The 22,062-nt window shown below is 62.7% G+C and carries 19 protein-coding genes; 6 read left to right on the top strand and 13 right to left on the bottom strand.

Features of this window, described 5'->3' with window-relative positions:
- Positions 1–44: 44 nt before the first annotated feature.
- The 7 genes from PQQ51_RS24725 to glyA are packed head-to-tail and all read right to left on the bottom strand — an operon-like array spanning position 45 to position 8,863.
- Positions 45–821 carry an electron transfer flavoprotein subunit beta/FixA family protein gene (locus PQQ51_RS24725; protein WP_408499494.1) on the bottom strand — a complete coding sequence of 259 codons (777 nt, stop codon included), beginning with the start codon at positions 819–821 and terminating at the stop codon, positions 45–47.
- Entirely contained in the window at positions 818–1,987 is a 1,170-nt protein-coding gene (locus PQQ51_RS24730; protein WP_408499495.1) for an electron transfer flavoprotein subunit alpha/FixB family protein, read from the bottom strand. Before PQQ51_RS24730 ends, PQQ51_RS24725 begins: the two co-directional genes overlap by 4 nt.
- Positions 1,988–1,991: 4 nt before the next feature.
- A complete protein-coding gene (locus tag PQQ51_RS24735; RefSeq protein WP_408499496.1) occupies positions 1,992–3,905 on the bottom strand; it encodes a (Fe-S)-binding protein in 1,914 nt (637 codons plus the stop codon).
- 2 nt (positions 3,906–3,907) lie between these two features.
- Entirely contained in the window at positions 3,908–5,971 is a 2,064-nt protein-coding gene (locus PQQ51_RS24740; RefSeq protein WP_408499497.1) for an oxidoreductase, read from the bottom strand.
- A gap of 36 nt (positions 5,972–6,007) precedes the next feature.
- Positions 6,008–6,544, bottom strand: a complete 537-nt coding sequence (locus PQQ51_RS24745) for a DUF5943 domain-containing protein (protein ID WP_408499498.1) — start codon at positions 6,542–6,544, stop codon at positions 6,008–6,010.
- A 54-nt stretch (positions 6,545–6,598) separates the two neighbouring features.
- Positions 6,599–7,570, bottom strand: coding sequence for a dipeptidase (locus PQQ51_RS24750; protein ID WP_408499499.1), 972 nt, complete (start codon positions 7,568–7,570; stop codon positions 6,599–6,601).
- Between the two features lie 18 nt (positions 7,571–7,588).
- On the bottom strand, positions 7,589–8,863 hold the full coding sequence (gene glyA / locus PQQ51_RS24755) for a serine hydroxymethyltransferase (protein WP_408499500.1): 1,275 nt from the start codon (positions 8,861–8,863) through the stop codon (positions 7,589–7,591).
- Between the two features lie 435 nt (positions 8,864–9,298).
- On the opposite strand from glyA, the gene PQQ51_RS24760 reads away from it, so the two are divergent.
- Complete coding sequence (locus PQQ51_RS24760; protein ID WP_408499501.1) at positions 9,299–10,297, top strand: GlxA family transcriptional regulator; 999 nt, start codon at positions 9,299–9,301, stop codon at positions 10,295–10,297.
- Between the two features lie 110 nt (positions 10,298–10,407).
- On the opposite strand, the gene fdhA is transcribed toward PQQ51_RS24760, so the two are convergent.
- Positions 10,408–11,607, bottom strand: a complete 1,200-nt coding sequence (gene fdhA / locus PQQ51_RS24765) for a formaldehyde dehydrogenase, glutathione-independent (protein WP_408499502.1) — start codon at positions 11,605–11,607, stop codon at positions 10,408–10,410.
- 235 nt (positions 11,608–11,842) lie between these two features.
- On the opposite strand from fdhA, the gene betI reads away from it, so the two are divergent.
- From betI to PQQ51_RS24790, 5 genes are all read left to right on the top strand, one after another.
- Positions 11,843–12,430, top strand: coding sequence for a transcriptional regulator BetI (gene betI / locus PQQ51_RS24770; RefSeq protein WP_408499503.1), 588 nt, complete (start codon positions 11,843–11,845; stop codon positions 12,428–12,430).
- A 46-nt stretch (positions 12,431–12,476) separates the two neighbouring features.
- Positions 12,477–13,946, top strand: coding sequence for a betaine-aldehyde dehydrogenase (betB, locus tag PQQ51_RS24775; protein ID WP_408499504.1), 1,470 nt, complete (start codon positions 12,477–12,479; stop codon positions 13,944–13,946).
- A gap of 11 nt (positions 13,947–13,957) precedes the next feature.
- Positions 13,958–15,643: a choline dehydrogenase gene (betA, locus tag PQQ51_RS24780; RefSeq protein ID WP_408499505.1), complete on the top strand. Its 1,686-nt coding sequence runs from the start codon at positions 13,958–13,960 to the stop codon at positions 15,641–15,643.
- A gap of 100 nt (positions 15,644–15,743) precedes the next feature.
- On the top strand, positions 15,744–15,962 hold the full coding sequence (locus tag PQQ51_RS24785; RefSeq protein ID WP_408499506.1) for a ribbon-helix-helix protein, CopG family: 219 nt from the start codon (positions 15,744–15,746) through the stop codon (positions 15,960–15,962).
- Positions 15,956–16,321 carry a type II toxin-antitoxin system VapC family toxin gene (locus PQQ51_RS24790; protein ID WP_408499507.1) on the top strand — a complete coding sequence of 122 codons (366 nt, stop codon included), beginning with the start codon at positions 15,956–15,958 and terminating at the stop codon, positions 16,319–16,321. Before PQQ51_RS24785 ends, PQQ51_RS24790 begins: the two co-directional genes overlap by 7 nt.
- Before the next feature lie 163 nt (positions 16,322–16,484).
- Here the strand turns inward: PQQ51_RS24790 and PQQ51_RS24795 are convergent, their stop codons facing one another.
- The 5 genes from PQQ51_RS24795 to PQQ51_RS24815 all read right to left on the bottom strand — a co-directional run bounded on the left by PQQ51_RS24795 (position 16,485) and on the right by PQQ51_RS24815 (position 22,041).
- A complete protein-coding gene (locus tag PQQ51_RS24795) occupies positions 16,485–16,748 on the bottom strand; it encodes a hypothetical protein (RefSeq protein ID WP_408499508.1) in 264 nt (87 codons plus the stop codon).
- 67 nt (positions 16,749–16,815) lie between these two features.
- Positions 16,816–17,472, bottom strand: a complete 657-nt coding sequence (locus PQQ51_RS24800; protein WP_408499509.1) for a sarcosine oxidase subunit gamma — start codon at positions 17,470–17,472, stop codon at positions 16,816–16,818.
- On the bottom strand, positions 17,462–20,464 hold the full coding sequence (locus PQQ51_RS24805) for a sarcosine oxidase subunit alpha family protein (protein ID WP_408499510.1): 3,003 nt from the start codon (positions 20,462–20,464) through the stop codon (positions 17,462–17,464). The genes PQQ51_RS24800 and PQQ51_RS24805 overlap by 11 nt, the downstream gene beginning before the upstream one ends.
- A complete protein-coding gene (locus PQQ51_RS24810; RefSeq protein ID WP_408499511.1) occupies positions 20,461–20,775 on the bottom strand; it encodes a sarcosine oxidase subunit delta in 315 nt (104 codons plus the stop codon). The genes PQQ51_RS24805 and PQQ51_RS24810 overlap by 4 nt, the downstream gene beginning before the upstream one ends.
- A 21-nt stretch (positions 20,776–20,796) precedes the next feature.
- On the bottom strand, positions 20,797–22,041 hold the full coding sequence (locus PQQ51_RS24815) for a sarcosine oxidase subunit beta family protein (protein WP_408499512.1): 1,245 nt from the start codon (positions 22,039–22,041) through the stop codon (positions 20,797–20,799).
- Positions 22,042–22,062: the final 21 nt, after the last annotated feature.

Genomic DNA, 22,062 nt, shown 5'->3' on the forward strand with positions numbered 1-22,062 from the left:
GTCGCGCCAGGCCCTCCTGGTCGCGTGCTGGCCCGAACCGGAAATCAGTAATCCACGAGTTGATGCTCGCGCAAATACGCCAGAATCACTTGTGCTTTTTCGACGGAACTCCCTTCAATTACGACGCTGCCACCGCGGCTCTCAGTCGTGGTCGCAGACAGCATGCGAGCGTGGCCAGAGCGCTTCTCGGCGGCCGCAAGGCGCACGGGTTTCGCGCTCGCCGGGCGGCTCGTCCACGCGAGGTCGTCGGGATTGCCCGCGGCCTGCGTGACGACCGCGCGGATCGTGCCTTCGCGCAATCTTGCGTACGCATAGCTCGGCGTGGTGTTCGCGAGCGGATGCACCGCGATCAGCGCGGGCAACTTGACCTCGACGCGGCGGCGCAGACCCTTCGGCATGAATTGCCGGACTTCCGCGCAGCCGTCGCGTAGCGTCAGATCCACCGCCGCGCCCACCAGCGGCACGTTCAACGCATTCGCCACGCGGTACGGCAACATGCCGCTGTCAAACGCGCCTTCCGCGCGCGTGCCGGTCAACACCAGGTCGTAGCCCTTCAGACGAGCGGCGAGCGGCGCGGCTGCATCGGCCTGTAATTCGGGCGTCGACGGGATATGAAGCACTTCCACGCTGCGCGCGCCGAGTGCGAGATATTCGTTGAGCGCGGGGTTCGACGGATCGCCCGCGTGCAGCACGTCGAGCGTCGCGCTGTGCGTTTTCGCAAGCGCGAGCGCTATCGTCAACGCGGCGGCATCGTTGCGGCTGTAGCGCGCCGTGCCGCTCACCGGATGGCGTCCGACGGAAACCAGAACGGCTATCTTCATACGAGCGCTCCTTCGGCAAGAGCCGCGGAATTCAGCAACGCCGCGCCGGTGCCGCGCGCGCTACGCGCCGCGGCCGCCGCTTCGTTCAGCGCCGCGATAGTTTCCTGCGTGTCGGCGATCACGGTCAGGTTCGCGCGCTTCGCGATCGGCGCGCTGGCATCCAGGTTCACCGCGATCACGTGGCGGCAATCCTTGATCCCTTGCAAATGCTGAACCGCGCCGGAAATGCCGAACGCGATATACACGCTCGCCTCGACGGTTTTGCCGGTCGCGCCGATCTGCTTGTCGCGAGCGAACTTGCCGTCGTCGACGGCAACGCGGCTCGCGCCGATTGCTGCGCCCAAAGTACTCGCGAGACGCTCGAACGCAGCGACGTCGCTCACGCCATTGCCCGCCGATACGATGAAGTCCGCCTCTTCCAGCGCGACTTGAGCCGCGTCGATCTCTTCGATGCCGAGATCACGCACGACCCCTTGTGACGAGACCGGCGCACCGTCGAAGCGCCACACCACTTGCTCGCCCGCGCCGACAAACGGCAATGTCGGATCGACGGCATTCGGCGCGAGCAATACGACTTCCGGCAATGCACGCACTGCGAATACGCTATTGGCCTTCACATAAGACGCTACATGCGCCGCATCGAGCTCGACCACATGCGTTGCGACGCTCGCGTTCACAGCCGCCGCATAGCGTCGGCCGAGATCGCCGTCGCCCGTCGCGTTATCGGGCAGGAAGACATGGACAGGCGCATAAGCCGCGACGCAGGCGGCGAGCGCGTTGAGTTCATCGAGCGGCGCAAAGGCGCGGCGATCGAACATCGGCAGTTCGATCAGCTTGTCGGCACCGAGAAGCGCAGCGTTGTCCGTGAATTCGCCGAACACCACCAGCACGACTTCGGTTTGTGCATCCGCGATCAGCGCTGCCGCGGCGAGCGTCTGACGCGCGTGGTCGTCTAATGCGCCACGGTCCGCATGCGCGGCCACCAGTAAAGCGCGCTGAGCGGCAACCGTCGTGCGGCGCGGCTTCGGCTGCTCGCGGTGCGACACGCCGTGCGTCGACATTGACATCGCGCCGGTCGAGTCCGTCACGCCGAGCGTGATGCGCTTCAATCCATCCGCCGTGATCGTGAACGGCCGGCGCGGTTCGATTCGTTTGAACGTGTTCATCGCATTACTCCAGCGCCGCCGCAACCAGTTCGGCAACGTCGAGCACTTCCGGACGCGGACCGACCACGCCTTCGAGCATCGCCGTGCAATTCGGGCAACCCACCGCGACGATCTCGGCGCCGATCCCGCGGGCGTCGTCGATACGGATATCCGGAATGCGCGTCTTGCCGGGGATATCGGTCAGCGGCGCACCGCCGCCGCCACCGCAACAACGTCCGCGCATGCCGTTGCGCTCCATTTCCACCACCTTGATACCGATGCTTTTCAACAGACGTCGCGGCGCTTCCGTTTCACCGTTATAGCGGCCCAGATAGCACGGGTCGTGATACGTGATCTTGCGGTCCGCAAACGCGGCCACCGCTTTCGGCGAGAGCTTGCCGCCCGCCACCAGTTCTTCGATCAGCGCCGTGTGATGCTGCACTTCGTAGAAGCCGCCGAGCGCGCGGTACTCGTTGCGCAGGCTGTGCAGCACATGGGGATCGGCAGTCACGATCTTGCGGAACGCGTACTGCGAAAGCGTGCCGATCAGTTTGCCCGCGAGCTGCTGGAAGGTGGCTTCGTCGCCGAGACGCCGGGCCGTGTCGCCGGTATCGGTCTCAACGCCGCCGAGCACCGCGTAATCGATACCCGCGCGGTTGAGCACCTTGACCAGAGCACGCAACGTGCGTTGATAGCGCATGTCGAACGCGCCTTCGCCGGCGATCAGCAGCACGTCTACCGGACGTCCCGGCTGCGCGACCTGCACCTGCAGATCGACGGCCCAGTCGTAACGCGCGCCGACGTCATAACCGTTCACGCTGCCGGTCTCGCGGAGATTCGCGAGCGTGATCGGGCCTTTACCCGGCACGCTGCCTTCGACCAACGTCTGATTGCGCCGCATATCGACAATCGCGTCGACGTGCTCGATCAGCATCGGACACTCCTGCACGCACGCGCGGCACGTGGTGCAGGACCACAGCGTGTCCGCTTCGATCAGACTGGAGATCAGCGGCTTGCCCGGCGCGCCGCCGTGTTGGCCGAGCGGAATGCCAGGCGTCGGACTGCCCGCGTAAGCTTCATCCGTACCGCCGACCATCCCCGTGACGAGGTCCTGAATCAGTTTCTTCGGATTGAGCGGCTGACCGGCCGCGAACGCGGGGCATGCCGCTTCGCACTTGCCGCACTGCACGCAGGCGTCGAAACTGAGCAACTGGTTCCAGCGAAACTCCACCGGCTTGCCGACGCCGTATTCTTTCGCGTCGAGCACCGGTGTTTTCAGCGCGGTCGGCGGCACAACGTCATTGTCGTGACGCTCGGCAAAACGCTCCTGACGCGGATGAAACGCGAGATGCAGCAAGCCGGCGAGCGCATGCTTCATCGGACCGCCACGCGCCGCGCCGAACGTCATCGTGAAAGCGCCCGCGGCGATCAGCAACGCGACGATGATCGCGAGTGCGCCGGACATAGCCGCGGCAGGCAGTGCGATGAACAGCGCGAGACCCAACGCGAACGATCCGAGCAGCAACGGCAGATGATCCCACGGGCCGCGCGAGAGCCGTGCCGGCACCGCTTTCGCGCCATGCCGGCGGCGCCATACGAACACCGCGCCCACCAGCATCACGAGTGCGGCCAGAAAGATCAGCTTGTCGAGCCACGGCGAGTAGATCGCAAGACCATAGTTGACGAACACCAGCGCCATCGCGAGGATCGCTCCGCCGGCAGTCGCGACATGGGTCTTCGCGATGTACGGATCGCGCGCCACCACGTGATGCAGATCCACGAAATAGCGCTTGGGAATGGCGAGCAGATTGGTCCAGCCGTATGCGCCCGCAGCCGTCGCGCGCCCTTCGCGCCAATACGCGGCGCGTCGGGCGAGCGCGAACGCGAGGCCGGCCACCGACAACCACAGCAGGACGGTGATGACAAACACGGGGCTCATCGTCAGAAATCCTTGCAAAGGCGCAGCGCGTCGTAGATCGCGCCATGGATGTTGTGCATCGAAATGCAATCGCCGACGCGAAACAGCAGGAAGCGGCCGTTGCCCAGTTCTTCGCTCAATGAAGGCTGCGGTTCCGAAGCGAACAGCTTGTGCACGTCCACTTGCCCGCGATTCAGCGACTCCGGCTTGAGCTTCCAGTACAGTTCGTCGTTCGGCGTGCTGCCGTTCTCGATCACCACCTGATCGACCGCACGCTCTTCCTGTTCTTCGGTGTACTCGTTGCGGATCACGGCGATCTTCTTGCCGTCTTCTTCGTATACCTTGTCGAGCCAGTAATTCGGCGTGTGGATCACGCCTTGCGCGTACAGGCGTCGATAGAAAATCGGGAACGTGGTGCCGCCGACGTCGTCGGCCACTTTCACGTCGGGCGTCACGATCTCGACGTTCGAGCCGCGGCTCGACATGAAATCGGCGACACCCGCACCGGCATGCGTGCTGACGCCGTCGTACACCAGCACGTTCTTGCCCGGCTCGACCTTGCCCGACAGCACGTCCCACGAACTGACCGCGAGCCCTTCTTCGACACCCCACGCGGCCACTTGCGACGTGAACGACGAACCGCCGGTCGCGAGCACGACGATGTCCGGCTTCTCGGCCATGATCGTTTTGTCGTCGGCGGCGACGCCAAGGCGGCGATCCACGCCGAGCCGCTTCGTCTCCATGTCGAACCAGCGCACGATGCCCGCCATCTGTTCGCGTTGCGGCGCCTTCGCGGCAATCATGATCTGGCCGCCCACGTGGTCGTTCTTCTCGAACAGCACGACGTCATGGCCACGCGATTTCGCGACGCGCGCCGCTTCGAGTCCGGCGGGACCCGCGCCGACCACGACCACTTTGCGCTTCGGCCCGCGCGTTTTCGCGATCACGTGCGGCATGGTTTCTTCACGCGAGGTCGCCGCGTTCTGCACGCACAACACGTCCAGTCCGTTGTACTGGCGGTCGATACAATAATTCGCGCCGACGCATTGCTTGATCTCGTCTTCGCGACCGTCGCGAATCTTGACCACCATATGCGGGTCGGCGATCTGCGCACGCGTCATACCGACCAGATCGACCATCCCGCTGGCGAGCAAACGTTCGGCCTGACCTGCATCGCGAATGCTTTGCGCGTGCATCACCGGCAGCTTCACCACCGACCTGATGCCGGCCGCGAGATGCACGAACGGCTCGGGCGGCAGCGCCATCGGCGGCATGCAGTTGGCGAGCGTGTTGTGCGTATCCGCACCCGAACCGATCACGCCGAGGTAGTCGATCAAACCGGTTTCGCTCATTGCCTGAGCGATTTCTTTCAACTGCTCGTGATCGAGACCATCTTCATGGAACTCGTCGCCGCACATGCGCAGCCCGACGCAGAAGTCCGGACCTACTGCTTCGCGCACCGCTTTCAACACTTCTGTGCCGAAACGCAGGCGGTTTTCCAGTGAACCGCCCCATTCGTCGGTCCGGAAGTTGGTGCGCGGGCTCCAGAACTGATCGATCAGATGCTGGTGTGCGGCCGAGATTTCGACCCCGTCCATACCCGCATCTTTCACACGCTTTGCCGCCGCGGCGAAATCGGTAATGATCCGGCGAATCTCTTCTACTTCGATGATCTTCGCATTGCCACGATGCACCGGTTCTCGCACACCGGAGGGCGACATCAGATGCGGCCAGTGCTCGCCATGAAACGCCGAACGGCGGCCCATGTGAGTGGCCTGAATCATGATCTTCGCGCCGTGCCGATGCATCGCTTCGGCAAGCCGCGCGAGCGGATCGATGATCCTGTCGGTCGACAGATTCACCGACTTCCACCAGCCTTGCGGACTATCGATCGACACCGGGCTCGACCCGCCGCACACCGCAAGGCCGACGCCGCCCTTCGCCTTCTCCTCGTAATAGCGGATATAACGGTCGCCGGGCAAGCCGCCCGGTTCCGCATAGACCTCCGCATGCGCGGTACTGACGATACGGTTGCGCAGAGTCAGCTTGTTGAGCGTGAGAGGCTTGAACAGGTTCGGGTAACGCATCGCGATCGACCTCGGAATGGATTGCTGTGTGCTGTGTTACGACGCGAGCGGCGACACTTCGAATACGCAGTGGTCGTGGCCTTCCGCCGCGCAACGCGCTTCCTTCGATTGCGACGGCGGCCCCTTGCGAGTCGCATCGGGAGCGGTATCGTTGACCCAGTCCATCGCGCCCGCGAACCAGCCGGCGAACATGTAGCAAAGCTTGCCTTCCTTGCCCGGCTGCGCGAGTACAAACGACGAGTTGTGCAATTCGATGCGCGCGCGCGAACTGGCGGGATCGGCTTCAGTGATCGTGAAGAGGCCCCAGCCGCGTTGCGACAGGCGGTTCAGGTAATGCTCGAACACGGCCATGCCAGCAATGCCGTGCTGCTTCGCTTCCTTGTCGCACCAGAAATACGCGGACTTGTAGCCGGCTTTGTAGAGAATCTCGGCGTACGTGTCGATGCCGAGCGCTTCTTCGACCGCCGTGTGGTTGTTGGTGAAGAAGTGGCGCGGCACGTACAGCATCGGCAGCGCGTCGGTGGTCCAGACGCCAGTGTTCGGATCGACGTCGATCGGCAGTTGGGGTTGCATGGGGAGACTCCGTTTTTTATGAGGGTGTTTCTTTTCAGACTTCAGGCACGCGGCTCAAACCTTCCACACTTCGCCGAACACCCGTACCCAGTTTTCGCCCATGATCTTCCTGATACGCGTCTCGCTCCAGCCGGCACGTTCCATCGCGGCCGTCAGATTCGGAAACTCGCCGATCGTGCGAATGCCTTCCGGATTCACCACCTTGCCGAAGTTCGTCAACTGACGATAACGGCCCTTGTCATGCGTGATCCAGTCGAAGAACTCGGTGCTGTAGCCCTGCGTGAAGTCCGTACCGATGCCGACCTGGTCTTCGCCGATCAGATTCACGACGTATTCGATCGCCTCGATATAGTCTTCAACGGTGGCGTCCGGACCGCGCTTCAGGAACGGCGCGAACATCGTCACGCCGACGAAACCGCCCGCATCGGCGATCTCTTTCAGTTGCTCGTCGCTCTTGTTGCGCGGATGCTCTTTCAGACCCGACGGGCAGCAATGCGAATAGCACACTGGCTTTTTTGATGCCGCAATTGCTTCCGATGAAGTCTTGCCGCCCACATGCGACAGATCGACCATGATGCCGACGCGATTCATTTCCTGAATCACTTCGCGGCCGTAACCGGACAGGCCGCCGTCGCGTTCATAACAACCGGTGCCGACCAGGTTCTGCGTGTTGTAGCAAAGCTGCACCACGTTCACGCCGAGGTCTTTGAATGCCTCGATATAGCCGAGGTTGTCCTCGAATGCATGCGCGTTCTGGAAGCCGAAAATGATGCCGGTCTTGTTCTCTTTCTTCGCGCGGAAGATATCGTCGGTGGTGCGCACGAGCGTCAGAATCTCGCCGTATTCGCGGATCTGCTGCTTCATTTCGGCAATGTTGTCGACGGTCTTCTGGAAGCTTTCCCACACCGACACCGTGCAGTTCACCGCGGTCACGCCGCCCTTCCTCATGTCTTCGAACACCGAGCGCTCGAACTTCGAAATGTTCAAACCGTCGATGATGATGCTGTTGTCGTGCAGAGTACTCATCGTGTGCTCCAGGCGTGCCTAGTAGATGGGAAAGCGTTCGCACAGCGCGAAAATCTCGCGGCGCACGCGTTGTTCGGTAGCGGGATCGCCTTCCGGGTGATCGCGCAACGCATCGAATACCTCGACGATCAACCGGCCCACTTCGCGGAATTCACCGAGGCCGAAACCGCGCGTCGTGCCGGCGGGTGTGCCGAGGCGAATGCCGGAAGTGACCGTCGGCTTTTCGGTGTCGAACGGAATGCCGTTCTTGTTGCAGGTGATGCCGGCGCGTTCCAGCGCCTGCTCGACCTGATTGCCCTTGAGACCTTTCGGACGCAAATCGACCAGCAGCAGATGGTTGTCGGTGCCGCCCGTCACCAGGTCGACGCCGCCCGCTTTCAGTACTTCTCCCAGTGCTTTTGCATTCGCGAGCACATTGTCGATATAAGTCTTGAAACCGGGTTGCAGCGCCTCACCGAACGCAACCGCCTTGCCGGCGATCACATGCATCAGCGGACCGCCTTGCAAGCCCGGAAATACCGCCGAATTGATTTTCTTCGCGATGTCTTCGTCATTCGTCAGTACAAAACCGCCGCGTGGGCCGCGCAAAGTTTTATGAGTAGTGGACGTCACCACATGCGCATACTCGACAGGATTCTGGTGACGGCCCGCCGCAATCACGCCGGCGATATGCGCCATGTCCACCATCAGTTTCGCGCCCACGCCATCGGCGATCGCGCGCAGCCGGGCGAAATCCAACGCCCGCGGATAAGCCGAGAAACCGGCAATCAGCAGAGCCGGCTTGTGCTGCTGCGCAAGTTCCTCGATCTGCTCGTAATCGATCAGCAGCGTGTCGCGATTCACCCCGTATTGCACCGCGTTGAACCATTTGCCGGAGAGCGCCGGCTTCGCGCCGTGGGTCAGATGGCCGCCCGCGTCGAGCGACATGCCGAGCACCGTATCGCCCGGCTTCAGCAGCGCGAGCATCACTGCGCCATTGGCCTGCGCGCCGGAATGCGGTTGCACATTTGCAAATTTCGCGTTGAATAGTTGCTTGATGCGATCCAGTGCGAGCGTTTCGATCACGTCCGCATATTCGCAGCCGCCGTAATAGCGCTTGCCCGGATATCCTTCCGCATATTTGTTGGTCAGCACCGAGCCCTGCGCTTCGAGCACTGCGCGCGACACGATGTTTTCCGACGCGATCAACTCGACTTGCGATTGCTGACGCTCGAGCTCTTTCAAAATTGCGCTGCGCACCGCCGCGTCGCGACTCGCCAGCGGTTCTTCGAAGAAAGGATTCGGGTTCGACATGGAAGGTCCGTGAGTTCAGGAAAGAGGCTTTTGCATGGGCTGCCGGTAAGGCCAGGAGCGGCGCTGAGGCTTTGCCGCTACCGTCTGCATTGCGTTCTATTCTTGACTCTCGGCCCGTACGCCAATTTACGAATTCAGACGCGTTCTTTACCTTTTCCGCCATGCACGACCTTTTTCCACAAGTCGGCGGATGGCGACCGCTTTGCCCTTTGGCGATTTGCTGCACTGCGGCTGAACTTCGTGCGCTGTTCGGGTGCGTGTCGCTTCGCTTCGGAGCGCCGTTCTGGTGCCTTTTTGTTTAGCTATCCAACGCGTTCGACACGCAACCGAGGGTTTAGCCTGATGGCACGGTAGTTGCGCTAGTCCTCAAAATTGCAGGAGTCGCCGCTCCCCACGGCGACGCGACATTACAGATTCGAAGGAATCATTCCTCCCATGTCCACCGATCGCACTGCGTCGCTGTCGCACTTCGCATTCATGCCGGTTCCGAACTTCACGATGATCGCGTTCACCAACGCAATCGAAGTCCTCCGGATGGCGAACTACCTGACAGGACAAACGCTTTACCGCTGGTCGATCGTGAGTCCCGAAGGCGGACCGGTAACAGCGAGCAACGGACTCTCCGTCGACACCGGACCGGTCGAATGCGTGGGCCAACCGGATATCGTGTTCGTGGTCGGCGGCATCGACGTGCAACGCGCTACCAGCGCCGCCCATCTTTCCGCGCTACGCCGCTTCGCCCGCATGGGCAGCGTGCTCGGCAGCCTGTGCACCGGCACCTACGCGCTGGCGCGCGCCGGTCTGCTGGCCGGCTACGCGTGTGCGATTCACTGGGAGAACATGTCGGCGCTGAAAGAAGAGTTTCCCGACACGCGTTTTCTGAAAGAACTGTTCGTGATCGATCGCGACCGCGTTACATGCACGGGCGGCGTCGCGCCGCTCGACATGATGCTGAACCTGATCGCACCGCGCGTCGGCACCGCGCGGGTTACGCAGATCGCCGAGCAGTTCATCGTCGAACATGTGCGCGATACGAGCGCGCAACAGAAAATGCCGCTGGTCGCGCGGCTCGGTTCAGCCAACAAGTCGCTGTTCGAAGTGATCTCGCTGATGGAGAACAACATCGAGGAGCCGTTGTCGCGCGAAGAACTTTCGCGACTCGCCGGCATGTCGCAGCGGCAATTGCAACGTCTGTTCCGCGAGCATCTCGGGATGACGCCGACGCACTACTATCTGACGCTGCGTCTGCGCCGTGCGCGTGAGTTGCTGCTGCAAACCGATATGTCGATCATGCATATCACGATGGCCTGCGGCTTCCAGTCGGCCTGTCATTTCTCGAAGAGTTATCGCGACGCGTTCGGCACCGCGCCGACGCGAGAACGCCGCAAGCAGGCGCCTTCGCTCGCGGCGGTCGCGCCGGTGATGGCGGCGTAATACTGGCTTAGTGGTGGTCTGACAGCGCAAGTAGCAGCGGGATCCGATGGCAATCAGCCAATCGGTCCCGTCGTTTTACTTCAAGCCGCGTCAGGTCACTTCACGCCTACTCAAGCCGCCTTCAACAACCCATGCGGATCGAGCACGAACTTCTTCGGCGCGCCGCCATCGAATTGCCGATAACCTTCGGGCGCTTCATCGAGCGACACCACCGTCACATTGACGATATCCGCGATCGGCAAACGATCCCACAAGATCGCCTGCATCAGGTTGTGGTTGTACTTCATCACCGGCGTTTGCCCGGTGTGGAACGAATGCGACTTGGCCCAGCCGAGACCGAAGCGGATGCTCAAACTGCCCTTGCGCGCCGCCGCATCCGTCGAACCCGGATCGTCGGTCACGTAGAGTCCCGGAATGCCGATTGCGCCCGCGGCCCGCGTGATTTCCATCAGCGAATTGAGCACGGTGGCGGGCGCCTCCTCTTGCGCGCCGCTGCTGCCGTGGCCGTGTGCTTCGAAGCCGACGCAGTCCACCGCGCAATCCACTTCCGGTTTGCCGAGAATCTGTTCGATCTGTTCGCCGAGCGTCGCGTCTTTCGACAGATCGATAGTCTGGAAACCCATCTTGCGCGCATGCGCAAGACGCGCCTCGTTCATATCGCCGACGATCGTGCACGCCGCGCCCAGCAAGCGCGCCGACGCGGCCGCCGCCATCCCGACCGGTCCCGCACCGGCGATATACACGGTCGCGCCCGGTTTGACGCCGGCCATCACCGCACCGTGATAACCGGTCGGCAGAATGTCGGACAGGCAGGTCAGATCGCGGATCTTCGACATCGCCTGCGCGCGGTCCGGGAATTTCAGCAGATTGAAGTCGGCGTACGGCACCAGCACGTATTCGGCCTGGCCGCCGATCCAGCCGCCCATGTCCACGTAGCCATACGCGCCGCCCGCGCGTGACGGATTCACGTTCAGGCACACGCCAGTGTGCTGCGCCTTGCAGGTCGGACAACGACCGCACGCGACGTTGAACGGCACCGAAACCAGATCGCCGATCTTCAGCGTTTCGACGTCGCGGCCGATCTCGATCACTTCGCCGGTAATTTCGTGGCCGAGCACGAGACCGACTTCAGCGGTCGTACGGCCGCGCACCATGTGCTGATCGGAGCCGCAAATATTCGTGCTGACCACCTTCAGGATCACACCGTGGCCGATCGCGCGGCCACTCGGATCGACCATCTTCGGATAGTCGATTGACTGCACTTCCACCTTGCCTTGTCCCACGTATACGACGCCGCGATTGCTGCTCATTGGCTTGTCTCCATGTCTTGTGAGCGGCGCGCCCGACAATGCCGGAGGGCCTCGCGCGCACCGTGTAACGAGCGTAGCGCCCGCTGCTGCAAAAGACCTGGGTCGAACGCGACGTTGGTTTGGCTGGAACCGACATGCTGTGCGCGAGCCTTTTTTCTTGATTGACCATTCAATATAAAAAAACTACCATGACCACTCGATTCCAACCCGCCCCCTGTCAGCCCCTAACCGCACCATGCCCAAACTCGGAATGCGCGAAATCCGCCGCGCGCAACTGATCGACGCCACGCTGCTGACCATCGATCAAACCGGCCTCGCCGGCGCCACGCTCGCGTCCGTCGCGCAGCGCGCGAGCATTTCCACCGGCATCGTCAGCCACTATTTCGGCGACAAGGACGGTCTGCTCGAAGCCACCATGCGCCACGTGCTGCGCGATCTATGGCAGGCCACGTCGCGGCGGCGGCGCGCCGCAAAGGCCGATCCGCGATCGAAACTGCGCGCAGTGGTCGCCGCGAATTTCGACGCCGGGCAGACCAGCGGACCCGTCATGAAAACCTGGCTCGCGTTCTGGTCGGAAAGCATGCACAAGCCGTCACTGCGCCGGCTGCAATACGTGAACACGCGCCGTCTGAATTCGAATTTGTGCGCGGATTTTTCGAAGGTGCTGCCGCGCCCGGCCGCGCGGCGCGCGGCCAGCGGCCTCGCCGCGCTAATCGACGGACTCTGGCTGCGCGGCGCACTCGGGGGCGAACCGTTCGACACCAAAGCGGCACTGCGCACGGCCAACGACTACATCGACATGGTCCTCGAAGCCCGCGGTTGAACTGCACGCGGACCACTGAATCTCTCTGACACAAAGGAGTACGGCCATGCCCGCATTCGCAACGCAACGTCTCTACATAGGCGGCGCCTACGTCGACGCGACAGGCGGAGAGACCTTCGAGACCTACGACCCCGCCACCGGCGAAACGCTCGCCACCGTGCAACAGGCATCCGCTGCCGACGTCGACCGTGCGGTGCAATCGGCACGCGCAGGTCAGCGCGAATGGGCCGCGCTCACTGCGATGCAGCGTTCGCGCATCCTGCGCCGCGCGGTCGATTTGCTGCGCGAGCGCAACGACGAACTCGCGGAACTCGAAACGCGCGACACCGGCAAGCCGGTTGCGGAAACGCGGGCCGTCGACATCGTCACCGGCGCGGACGTGATCGAGTACTACGCGGGCCTCACCACCGCGATCGAAGGCCAGCAGATTCCGTTGCGGCCGTCGTCGTTCGTGTACACGCGGCGCGAGCCGCTCGGCGTCTGCGCGGGCATCGGCGCATGGAATTACCCGATCCAGATCGCCTGCTGGAAATCGGCGCCGGCACTCGCCGCCGGCAACGCGATGATCTTCAAGCCGAGCGAAATCACACCGCTGTCGGCGCTGAAACTCGCGGAGATCTATACCGAGGCCGGCGTGCCGGCAGGTGTGTTCAATGTCGTGCAGGGCGGCGGCAGTGTCGGCGCGATGCTGGCCGCGCATCCGGGCATCGAGAAAATTTCGTTCACCGGCGGCGTCGAAACGGGCAAGAAGGTGATGTCGCTCGCGGGCGCGTCGTCGCTGAAGGAAGTGACGATGGAACTCGGCGGCAAGTCCCCCTTGCTGGTATTCGACGACGCCAACCTCGAACGCGCGGCCGACATCGCGATGAGCGCCAACTTCTTCAGCTCGGGCCAGGTGTGCACCAACGGCACGCGGGTCTTCGTGCAGCGCGGCGTGCTCGAACGCTTCGAAACGCTGGTGCAGGAGCGGGTGAAGCGGATTCGCGTCGGCGCGCCGACGGAAGCACAAACCAATTTCGGCCCGCTAGTCAGCGCGGCGCAATTGCAGAAGGTGCTGAGCTACATCGAAAGCGGCATTCAGGAAGGCGCGCGTTTGCTCGCGGGCGGCAAGCGCCTGACCGACGGTCATTTCGGCCGCGGCCAATACGTCGAGCCGACGGTCTTCACTGCTTGCGACGACAGCATGCGCATCGTGCGCGAAGAAATCTTCGGGCCGGTGATGAGCATCCTGGTTTTCGACAGCGAAGACGAAGCCATCGCGCGCGCGAACCATACCGCTTACGGACTCGCCGCGGGCGTCGTCACCGAGAATCTATCGCGCGCGCATCGCGTGATTCATCGGCTCGAAGCCGGCATCTGCTGGATCAATACGTGGGGCGAATCGCCGGCGGAAATGCCGGTGGGCGGATACAAGCAATCGGGCGTGGGCCGCGAAAACGGCATCACGACGCTTGAGCACTACACGCGCATCAAATCCGTGCAGGTCGAACTCGGCCCGTATCAACCGGTTTTCTGAGGAGAACGGCGATGGCCTCGAACGAATACGACTACATCATCGTCGGCGCGGGTTCGGCGGGCAATGTGCTTGCTTCGCGTCTGACCGAAGACGCGGACGTGAGCGTGCTGCTGCTCGAAGCAGGCGGCCCGGACTACCGTTTCGACTTCCGCACGCAGATGCCCGCCGCGCTCGCCTATCCGTTGCAAGGGCGCCGCTACAACTGGGCGTACGAGACCGACCCCGAGCCGCACATGAACAACCGCCGCATGGAGTGCGGACGCGGCAAGGGCCTGGGCGGCTCGTCGCTGATCAACGGCATGTGCTACATCCGCGGCAATGCACTCGATTACGACGGCTGGGCCGCACGAAAAGGCCTTGAAAACTGGACCTATCTGGATTGCCTGCCCTACTTCCGCAAAGCGGAAACACGCGACATCGGCGCGAATCCGTATCACGGCGGCGACGGCCCGGTGCATGTGACCACCAGCAAGCCCGGCAACAACCCGTTGTTCGCGGCGATGGTGGAAGCCGGCGTGCAAGCAGGCTTTCCACGTACCGACGATCTGAACGGCTACCAGCAGGAAGGCTTCGGCCCGATGGACCGCACGGTCACGCCGCACGGCAGGCGCGCGAGTACGGCGCGCGGCTATCTGGATCGCGCGAAGACGCGCGCGAACCTCACGATCGTCACGCATGCGCTCAGCGATCGCGTGTTGTTCTCGGGCAAGCGGGCGATCGGCGTCGCCTATCTGCATCATGGCGCACAAGTCACGGCTCACGCGCGCCGCGAGGTGCTGGTGTGCAGCGGCGCGATCGCTTCGCCGCAATTGCTGCAACGCTCGGGTGTAGGACGATCGAGTTGGCTGCGCGAACTGGACGTACCGCTCGTGCACGATCTGCCGGGCGTCGGCGAAAACCTGCAGGATCATCTGGAGATGTATATCCAGTACGAGTGCAAGGAACCCGTTTCGCTATATCCGGCACTGCAATGGTGGAATCAGCCCGGCATCGGACTCGAGTGGATGCTCAAAGGCACCGGGATCGGTGCGAGCAATCAGTTCGAAGCAGGCGGTTTCATCCGCACTCGCGACGACGATCCGTGGCCGAACATCCAGTATCACTTTCTGCCGGTCGCGATCAATTACAACGGCTCGAATGCGATCAAAATGCACGGCTTCCAGGCGCACGTCGGTTCAATGCGCTCGCCGAGCCGCGGCCGCGTGAAGCTCACGTCGCGTGATCCGGCCGCGCATCCGGGCATTCTGTTCAACTACATGGCCGATCCACTCGACTGGCGCGAATTCCGCGACGCGATCCGTATCACGCGCGAGATCATGCAGCAGCCGGCGCTCGATCGTTATCGCGGGCGCGAGCTGAATCCGGGCGCGGAACTACGCTCGGACGAACAACTCGACAGCTTCGTACGCAATCGCGCGGAGACCGCGTTTCATCCTTCGTGCTCGTGCAAGATGGGCTATGACGAGATGGCCGTGGTCGATAGCGAAGGACGCGTACATGGTATGGACGGGCTTCGCGTGGTCGATGCGTCGATCATGCCGCAGATCACCACCGGCAATCTGAACGCACCGACCATCATGCTGGCGGAGAAGATCGCCGATCGGATTCGTGGGCGTGAGGCGCTGGCGCGAGTGGAGACGCCGTACTTCGTGGCGAACGGGGTGGTTTCGAGGAAGCGGGACGTGGCAGCGGTCTGAACCGCATTTTCCGAGTGCTCACGCAAAAGCGGCAAAACGGTTTTCTTGCGAGACAAAGCAGACTGATATATGATATGTATATATCAACATGGAGGTACGCATGAGCCGAATTCTCATTGATTTGCCCGATGCTCAGGTCGAGGAATTGGCTGTACTCGTTGAGGCGGAGCAACGCCCTCGGGCCGCAGTGATTCGCGACGCGATTGAAGCATACATTTCATTGCATAAACGCGCGCGCGGAACCGAGGTTTTCGGGCTATGGAAAACCAGGAAGATTGACGGTCTTGAATATCAGCAGGAACTTCGCTCAGAATGGTAAACGCACTTTTCGACACAAATATTCTGATCGACTATCTCGGCGGCATTAGCGCTGCGAAGAAAGAGCTGGCACGTTACAAACGCAGAGCCATTAGCACAATTACCTGGATGGAAATCCTTGTCGGTACTCCAGCAGAGGACGAGGATGCAATTCGTGGATGGCTTGGTTCGTTTGAAGTAATTGGACTCGACAGCGCAATTGCAAACCGTGCTGTCGAGATTCGCAAGGAAAGACGCATTCGTCTGCCAGACGCCATCGTCTGGGCGTCAGCGCAAGAAAACTCCCTGCTGCTCGTTTCGCGCAATACTAAAGACTTCCCTGCAAACGAACCGGGTGTGCGCGTTCCCTACAAGATCTAACGCGTGTAACAGCCCTCTGGCAGAACGGACTATAGCGGCAGTTATTTGTGAGCACCTGGAACCATGCGCAGAATCAATGCGTTTTCAGTAGACGTCGACATAAATCGCCGACATAGAAGAAATACGTCATCTGGATGGAACGGGGGCGTCGCGTGAAATCGCGTCAGGCCCGCAGCCGCGAACGCGCGGTATCCGCGATGCGCGCGAGCGCATCCGCACTCAGCCGCGCGGCGATTTTCTGAACGTATTCGTGATGACGCGCTTGCAGCGGCGCGCCGAGTTGTTGCGCGAGCAGATAACGGATCAGCGCGATGCGCCGGTGCCGCAGCGCGATGCTTTGCTCGAGCAACGCGAGTGCCGCATGCGCATCGCCTTGCTGGCATGCGCGTTCGGTGAGACGCGCGGTGGCGAGACGAGTCGAGGTCATATCAAGCGAGACCTGCAACAGCTGAACGAGCCGCGCGCGACACACCGGCACACGGCTCGCTCAGCCATCACGACATCAGCGGCTCGGCCGCATCGAGCATGATCTTCACGAAGTAGTCGGCGAAGCTGCGGCGCACGACGATATCGAAGCTATCCGCGCCGGTCGGCACCAGCGTCATCGACGCCTTGAAATAATGGCTCTGCGCACACTGCCCGACACCGAACAGCTTCGGATGCAGATCCAGCGGACAGCCACGCGCCAGCACTTCGCGAGTTCGCGTGCCGCTGATATCGAGCACCGTATAGCCGCTGCCGATATCCACCACCGACGCGAACACGCCCACGAACGCGGCACCTAGTCGGGCCTGCAGCGGCGCGCTGCGCGACGCGTCGTGCGCCGCTGCCGAGCGCACCAGCCATTCGTCCGGCCCGAGCCACAGCATGTCGTAGCCGTTGCCTTGCACGATCGTGTTCGGCTTCTCCGGCGCACGGCCGCCGAGCACGCTTTCCACCGCCTGCACGAAAGCGGCATCGCGCGTATCGCCGCGCACGTTCACGAGCTCCAGAAACGGCCGCTCGTTCAGACGAAACGCGGCTGAGGCCGTCGCCTGATGCTTCTTCAGCAGCGCATCCGCACCGACCAGCGGCGACTCCTGCCACACGCCCGTTTGCTGGCCGACCGCGCGCTCCACCACCGACGGCGTCCCTCTCGTTTCATTCCACATGTTGACGTGCTCCTTCGCTGTCGTAGAACACCGAACTGGTGACCTTCGCTGCAATCTGTTTGCCGCTCGCGAGCGGAATCGTGACCGTTTCGCCGATCTTGTCGAGACCGCCCTTCACGACGGCCATCGCGATCGAGCGCTTCAGGATCGGGCTGTAATAGCTCGACGTGACGTGGCCGAGCATCGGCGCCGTGTCGCCCTGGAACGGACCGGCGACGATCTGCGAGCCCTCGGGAATCACGAACGAAGGATCGTCCGCGAGCAGCCCGACCAGTTGCTTGCGTCCGGCTTTTGCGGTGTCCGAGCGCGTCAACGAACGCTTGCCGAGAAAGTCTTTCGACTTCGCGACCAGCCCGCCCATGCCGACGTCGTGCGGCGTCATCGAACCGTCGGTGTCCTGCCCGACGATGATGTAGCCCTTCTCGGCACGCAGCACGTGCATAGTTTCCGTGCCGTACGGCGTGATGTCGAATTCCGCGCCGGCCGCCATCAACGCTTCCCATACCGCGCGTCCGACATTCGCGGGCACGTTGACTTCATAAGCGAGTTCGCCGGAGAAGCTGATGCGCATCACGCGCGAGGCCGCGCCCGCCACCGTGCCTTCGCGATAACTCATGAACGGAAACGCGGCGTTCGCGAAGTCGATGTCGTGGCAAACCTTTTGCAGCACCTTGCGGCTGTTCGGCCCCACCACGGCGAAGGTCGCCCAATGATCGGTGACCGATGCGAGCCGCACGCGCATATCCGGCCATTCGGTTTGCAGCCAGCGTTCGAGCCACGTCAGCACGCGCGCCGCGCCGCCGGTGGTGGTGGTCATCATGTAATGCTGATCGGCGAGGCGCACGGTCACGCCGTCGTCGAAGATCATGCCGTTTTCGTCGAGCATCAATCCGTAGCGGCATTTGCCGACTTCCAGCTTGCTCCACGGATTCGTGTAGACCCAGTTCAGCAGCTTCGCCGAATCGGGGCCCTGAATATCGATCTTGCCGAGCGTCGATGCGTCGAGTATGCCGACGCTCGTGCGCACCGCCAGCGATTCGCGCGCCACCGCGGCGTGTAGATCTTCGCCGGGTTTCGGGAAGTACCACGGGCGCTTCCAGTTGCCGACGTCCTCGAAAGCCGCGCCGTTTTCGACGTGCCATTCATGCACCGCCGTCTTGCGCACCGGATCGAGAAACTCGCCGAGCTCGCGCCCCGCGAACGTGCCGAAAGTGACCGGCGTGTAGTTCGGGCGGAACGTGGTCGTGCCGGTTTCGGGAATCGTCTTGCCCAACGCCTGCGCGAGAATCGCCATGCCGTTGATGTTGCCGAGCTTGCCCTGATCGGTGCCGAAGCCCATCGCGGTATAGCGCTTCACGTGCTCGACCGATTCGAAGCCTTCGCGTGCGGCAAGAAAAATATCGGCTGCGGACACGTCGTTCTGGAAGTCGACAAACTGTTTCGGGCCGCGCGCGGCAAGTTCGCGTCCGCCGACGAGCCACAACGGCTGCATCTTCGTTTCCGCGATTTCGACCACCTGCACCGGATTCGGCCGCGAAACGATATGGCCGGCGGCGCGCGCCGCCTCCACACCCGCATCGACCGCGAAACGGATGCCCCGGCCCAGCGTGAAATCGCCCGCGCACGCGCCGACGCTGGTCTCAGCCTGCATCGCCTTGCCCGGCACGAAACAGGCTTTGTCGTCGTGCCAATGCGCCTTGCCGCCCGACTGCGCGAACAGATGCAGCACCGGGCTCCAGCCGCCGGACATCGCGAGCAGATCGCAGGCCACATCGGCCTGCTTCGCACCGACCTGTCCGTTCGAATACGACGCCACCTCCACCGACGCCACCCGCAACTTGCCGCGCGCCGCCGTCACCACGGCGCCGTTCATCACCTTGACGCCGTGGCGGCGCGCGAGCGCGGGCAACGTGCCCTTCGATTCGCTCGCACGCGGATCGACCACGGTCACCTGCGCGCCGGCCGACTTCAGATCCAGCGCACATTGATAACCGTCGTCGTTGTTCGTGAACACCACCGCATTGCGGCCCGGCAGCACCGCATAACGATGCAGATAAGTCGACACCGCCGACGCCAGCATCACGCCAGGCAGATCGTTGTTGCCGAACACGATCGGCCGTTCGTGCGCGCCGGTCGCGAGAATCACGCGTTTCGTGCGGATCTTCCACATCAGCTCGCGCGTGCCCTTGCGCTGCGTGACCGGCAAATGCTCGGTGAGACGCTGCGTGACCGTCACGAGGTTATGGTCCTGATAGCCGAACGCCGTGCTGCGCGACAGGATCTTCACGTCGGGCATCTGGCGCAGTTCGTCCTCGATCTTGTGCACCCATTGCAGCGCCGGCTTGCCGTCGATATCCGTGCGGCACGACAGCAGCGAGCCGCCGAGCTCCGGCTGATCGTCGACCAGCGTCACGCGCGCGCCGGACAACGCCGCCGCGTGCGCGGCCGCGAGACCCGTCGGGCCGCCGCCGACCACCAGCACGTCGCAATGCGCAAAGCACTTGTCGTAGCGGTCCGCGTCGGTTTGCTCGGGCGCCTTGCCGAGACCCGCTGCGTCGCGAATCACTTCTTCGTACTTCGGCCAGAACTTGCGCGGCCACATGAAAGTCTTGTAGTAGAAACCGGCCGGAATGAAACGCGCAATCTTCTGATTGACCGCCATCCGGTCTTTCTCGATGCTCGGCTTCGCATTCACGCTGGTCGCCACGAGCCCCTGATACAACTCGATCTCCGTCGCGCGCGCATTCGGCACCGTGTATGCGCCGGTTTCGAGTTGCACGACCGCATTCGGTTCTTCCACGCCCGCCGTCACGATGCCGCGCGGCCGGTGATATTTCCAGCTACGCGCGACGAAATGCACGCCGTTGGCGAGCAACGCGGAGGCCAGCGTGTCGCCCTGATAGCCCTGGTATCGGCGGCCGTTGAACGTGAACGTCAGCACGATCGCGCGGTTGATGCGGCCGCCGCCGGGGAGTCGGTCTGTCTGGCTCATGCTGTTTTACCCTCTGGTGCGTTGCTCTCGTTGCTGTCCAGCGCGAGTTGTGGACGCTCGAACGTCTCGTAACCCTGAATTTCATAGCTCACCGTGTCGCGCTGCGCCTTGAACCAGCGGCGGCAGCCTTGCGCATGCAGCCATTGTTCGCGCTGCACGCCGCGCGGGTTCTTGCGCATGAACAGGTAATCGCCCCATTCCTTATCGGTGAGTTGCTCGGTGTCGAGCGGGCGCGCGATATCCGCTTCGCCGCCGCAGGAGAATTCGGTTTCGGCGCGCGGCCCGCACCATGGGCATTCGATCAGCAGCATTGTTTTTCCCGTGCGTAAGCGTTAATGGGCGACGGCGGCAGCGCCGTGTTCGTCGATCAGATGGCCGGTATAGAAACGATCCAGCGAGAACGGCGCGTTCAATGGATGCGGTTCGTCCTTCGCGATGGTGTGCGCGTAGGCCCAGCCCGATCCCGGCGTCGCCTTGAAGCCGCCCGTACCCCAACCGCAATTGAAATAGAGGCCCTTCACGTCGGTCTTGCTGATGATCGGGCATGCATCGGGCGATACGTCGACGATGCCGCCCCACTGCCGGTTCATCCGCACGCGGGAAAACACCGGGAACATTTCGACGATCGCCTCGAGCGTGCCCTCGATGATCTGGAAACTGCCGCGCTGACCGAAGCCCGTGTATTGATCGACACCCGCGCCGATCACCAGATCGCCCTTGTCGGACTGGCTGATATACGCGTGCACCGCGTTCGACATCACCACGGTATTGACGACCGGTTTGATCGGCTCCGACACCAGCGCTTGCAACGGATGGCTCTCCAGCGGCAGGCGCACGCCGGCCATATCGGCGAGCGTGGACGTATTGCCCGCCGCGACGATCGCCACTTTCTTCGCCTTGATGAAACCCTTCGTGGTGTCCACGCCGGTGACCTGAGCGCCGTCGCGGCGAATCCCGACGACCTGGCAGTTCTGCACGATATCCACGCCGGCCTGATCCGCGCCGCGCGCGAAACCCCACGCCACCGCGTCGTGCCGCGCGACACCGCCGCGCCGCTGAATCGACGCGCCGAGCACCGGATAACGGCTATTCAGATTGATGGTCGGCTCGATTTCCTTGATTTGCGCGGGCGTGAGGAACTCGGCATCCACGCCGTTCAGCCGGTTCGCATTCACACGCCGCTCGGTGTCGCGCACGTCCTGCAGCGTGTGCGCGAGATTCATCACGCCGCGCTGGCTGAACATCACGTTGTAGTTCAGATCCTGCGACAAGCCTTCCCACAGCTTCATCGCCTTTTCGTAGAGCGCGGCCGATTCGTCCCACAGGTAGTTCGACCGCACGATCGTCGTATTGCGCGCGGTATTGCCGCCGCCGATCCAGCCTTTCTCCAGCACTGCGATATTGCGCACGCCATGCTCTTTCGCGAGGTAATACGCGGTGGCGAGACCATGCCCGCCGCCGCCGACGATCACGACATCGTATTCACGCTTCGGCTCGGGGCTCTTCCACTGACGCTCCCAGTTCTCGTGATACGACATCCCGTTGCGCAGCAGGCTGAATATCGAATAGCGGCTCATCGTTGGTCCTTGATTGTTACT

It is taken from the genome of Paraburkholderia xenovorans, assembly GCF_046030735.1.
Classification (GTDB): domain Bacteria; phylum Pseudomonadota; class Gammaproteobacteria; order Burkholderiales; family Burkholderiaceae; genus Paraburkholderia; species Paraburkholderia xenovorans_A.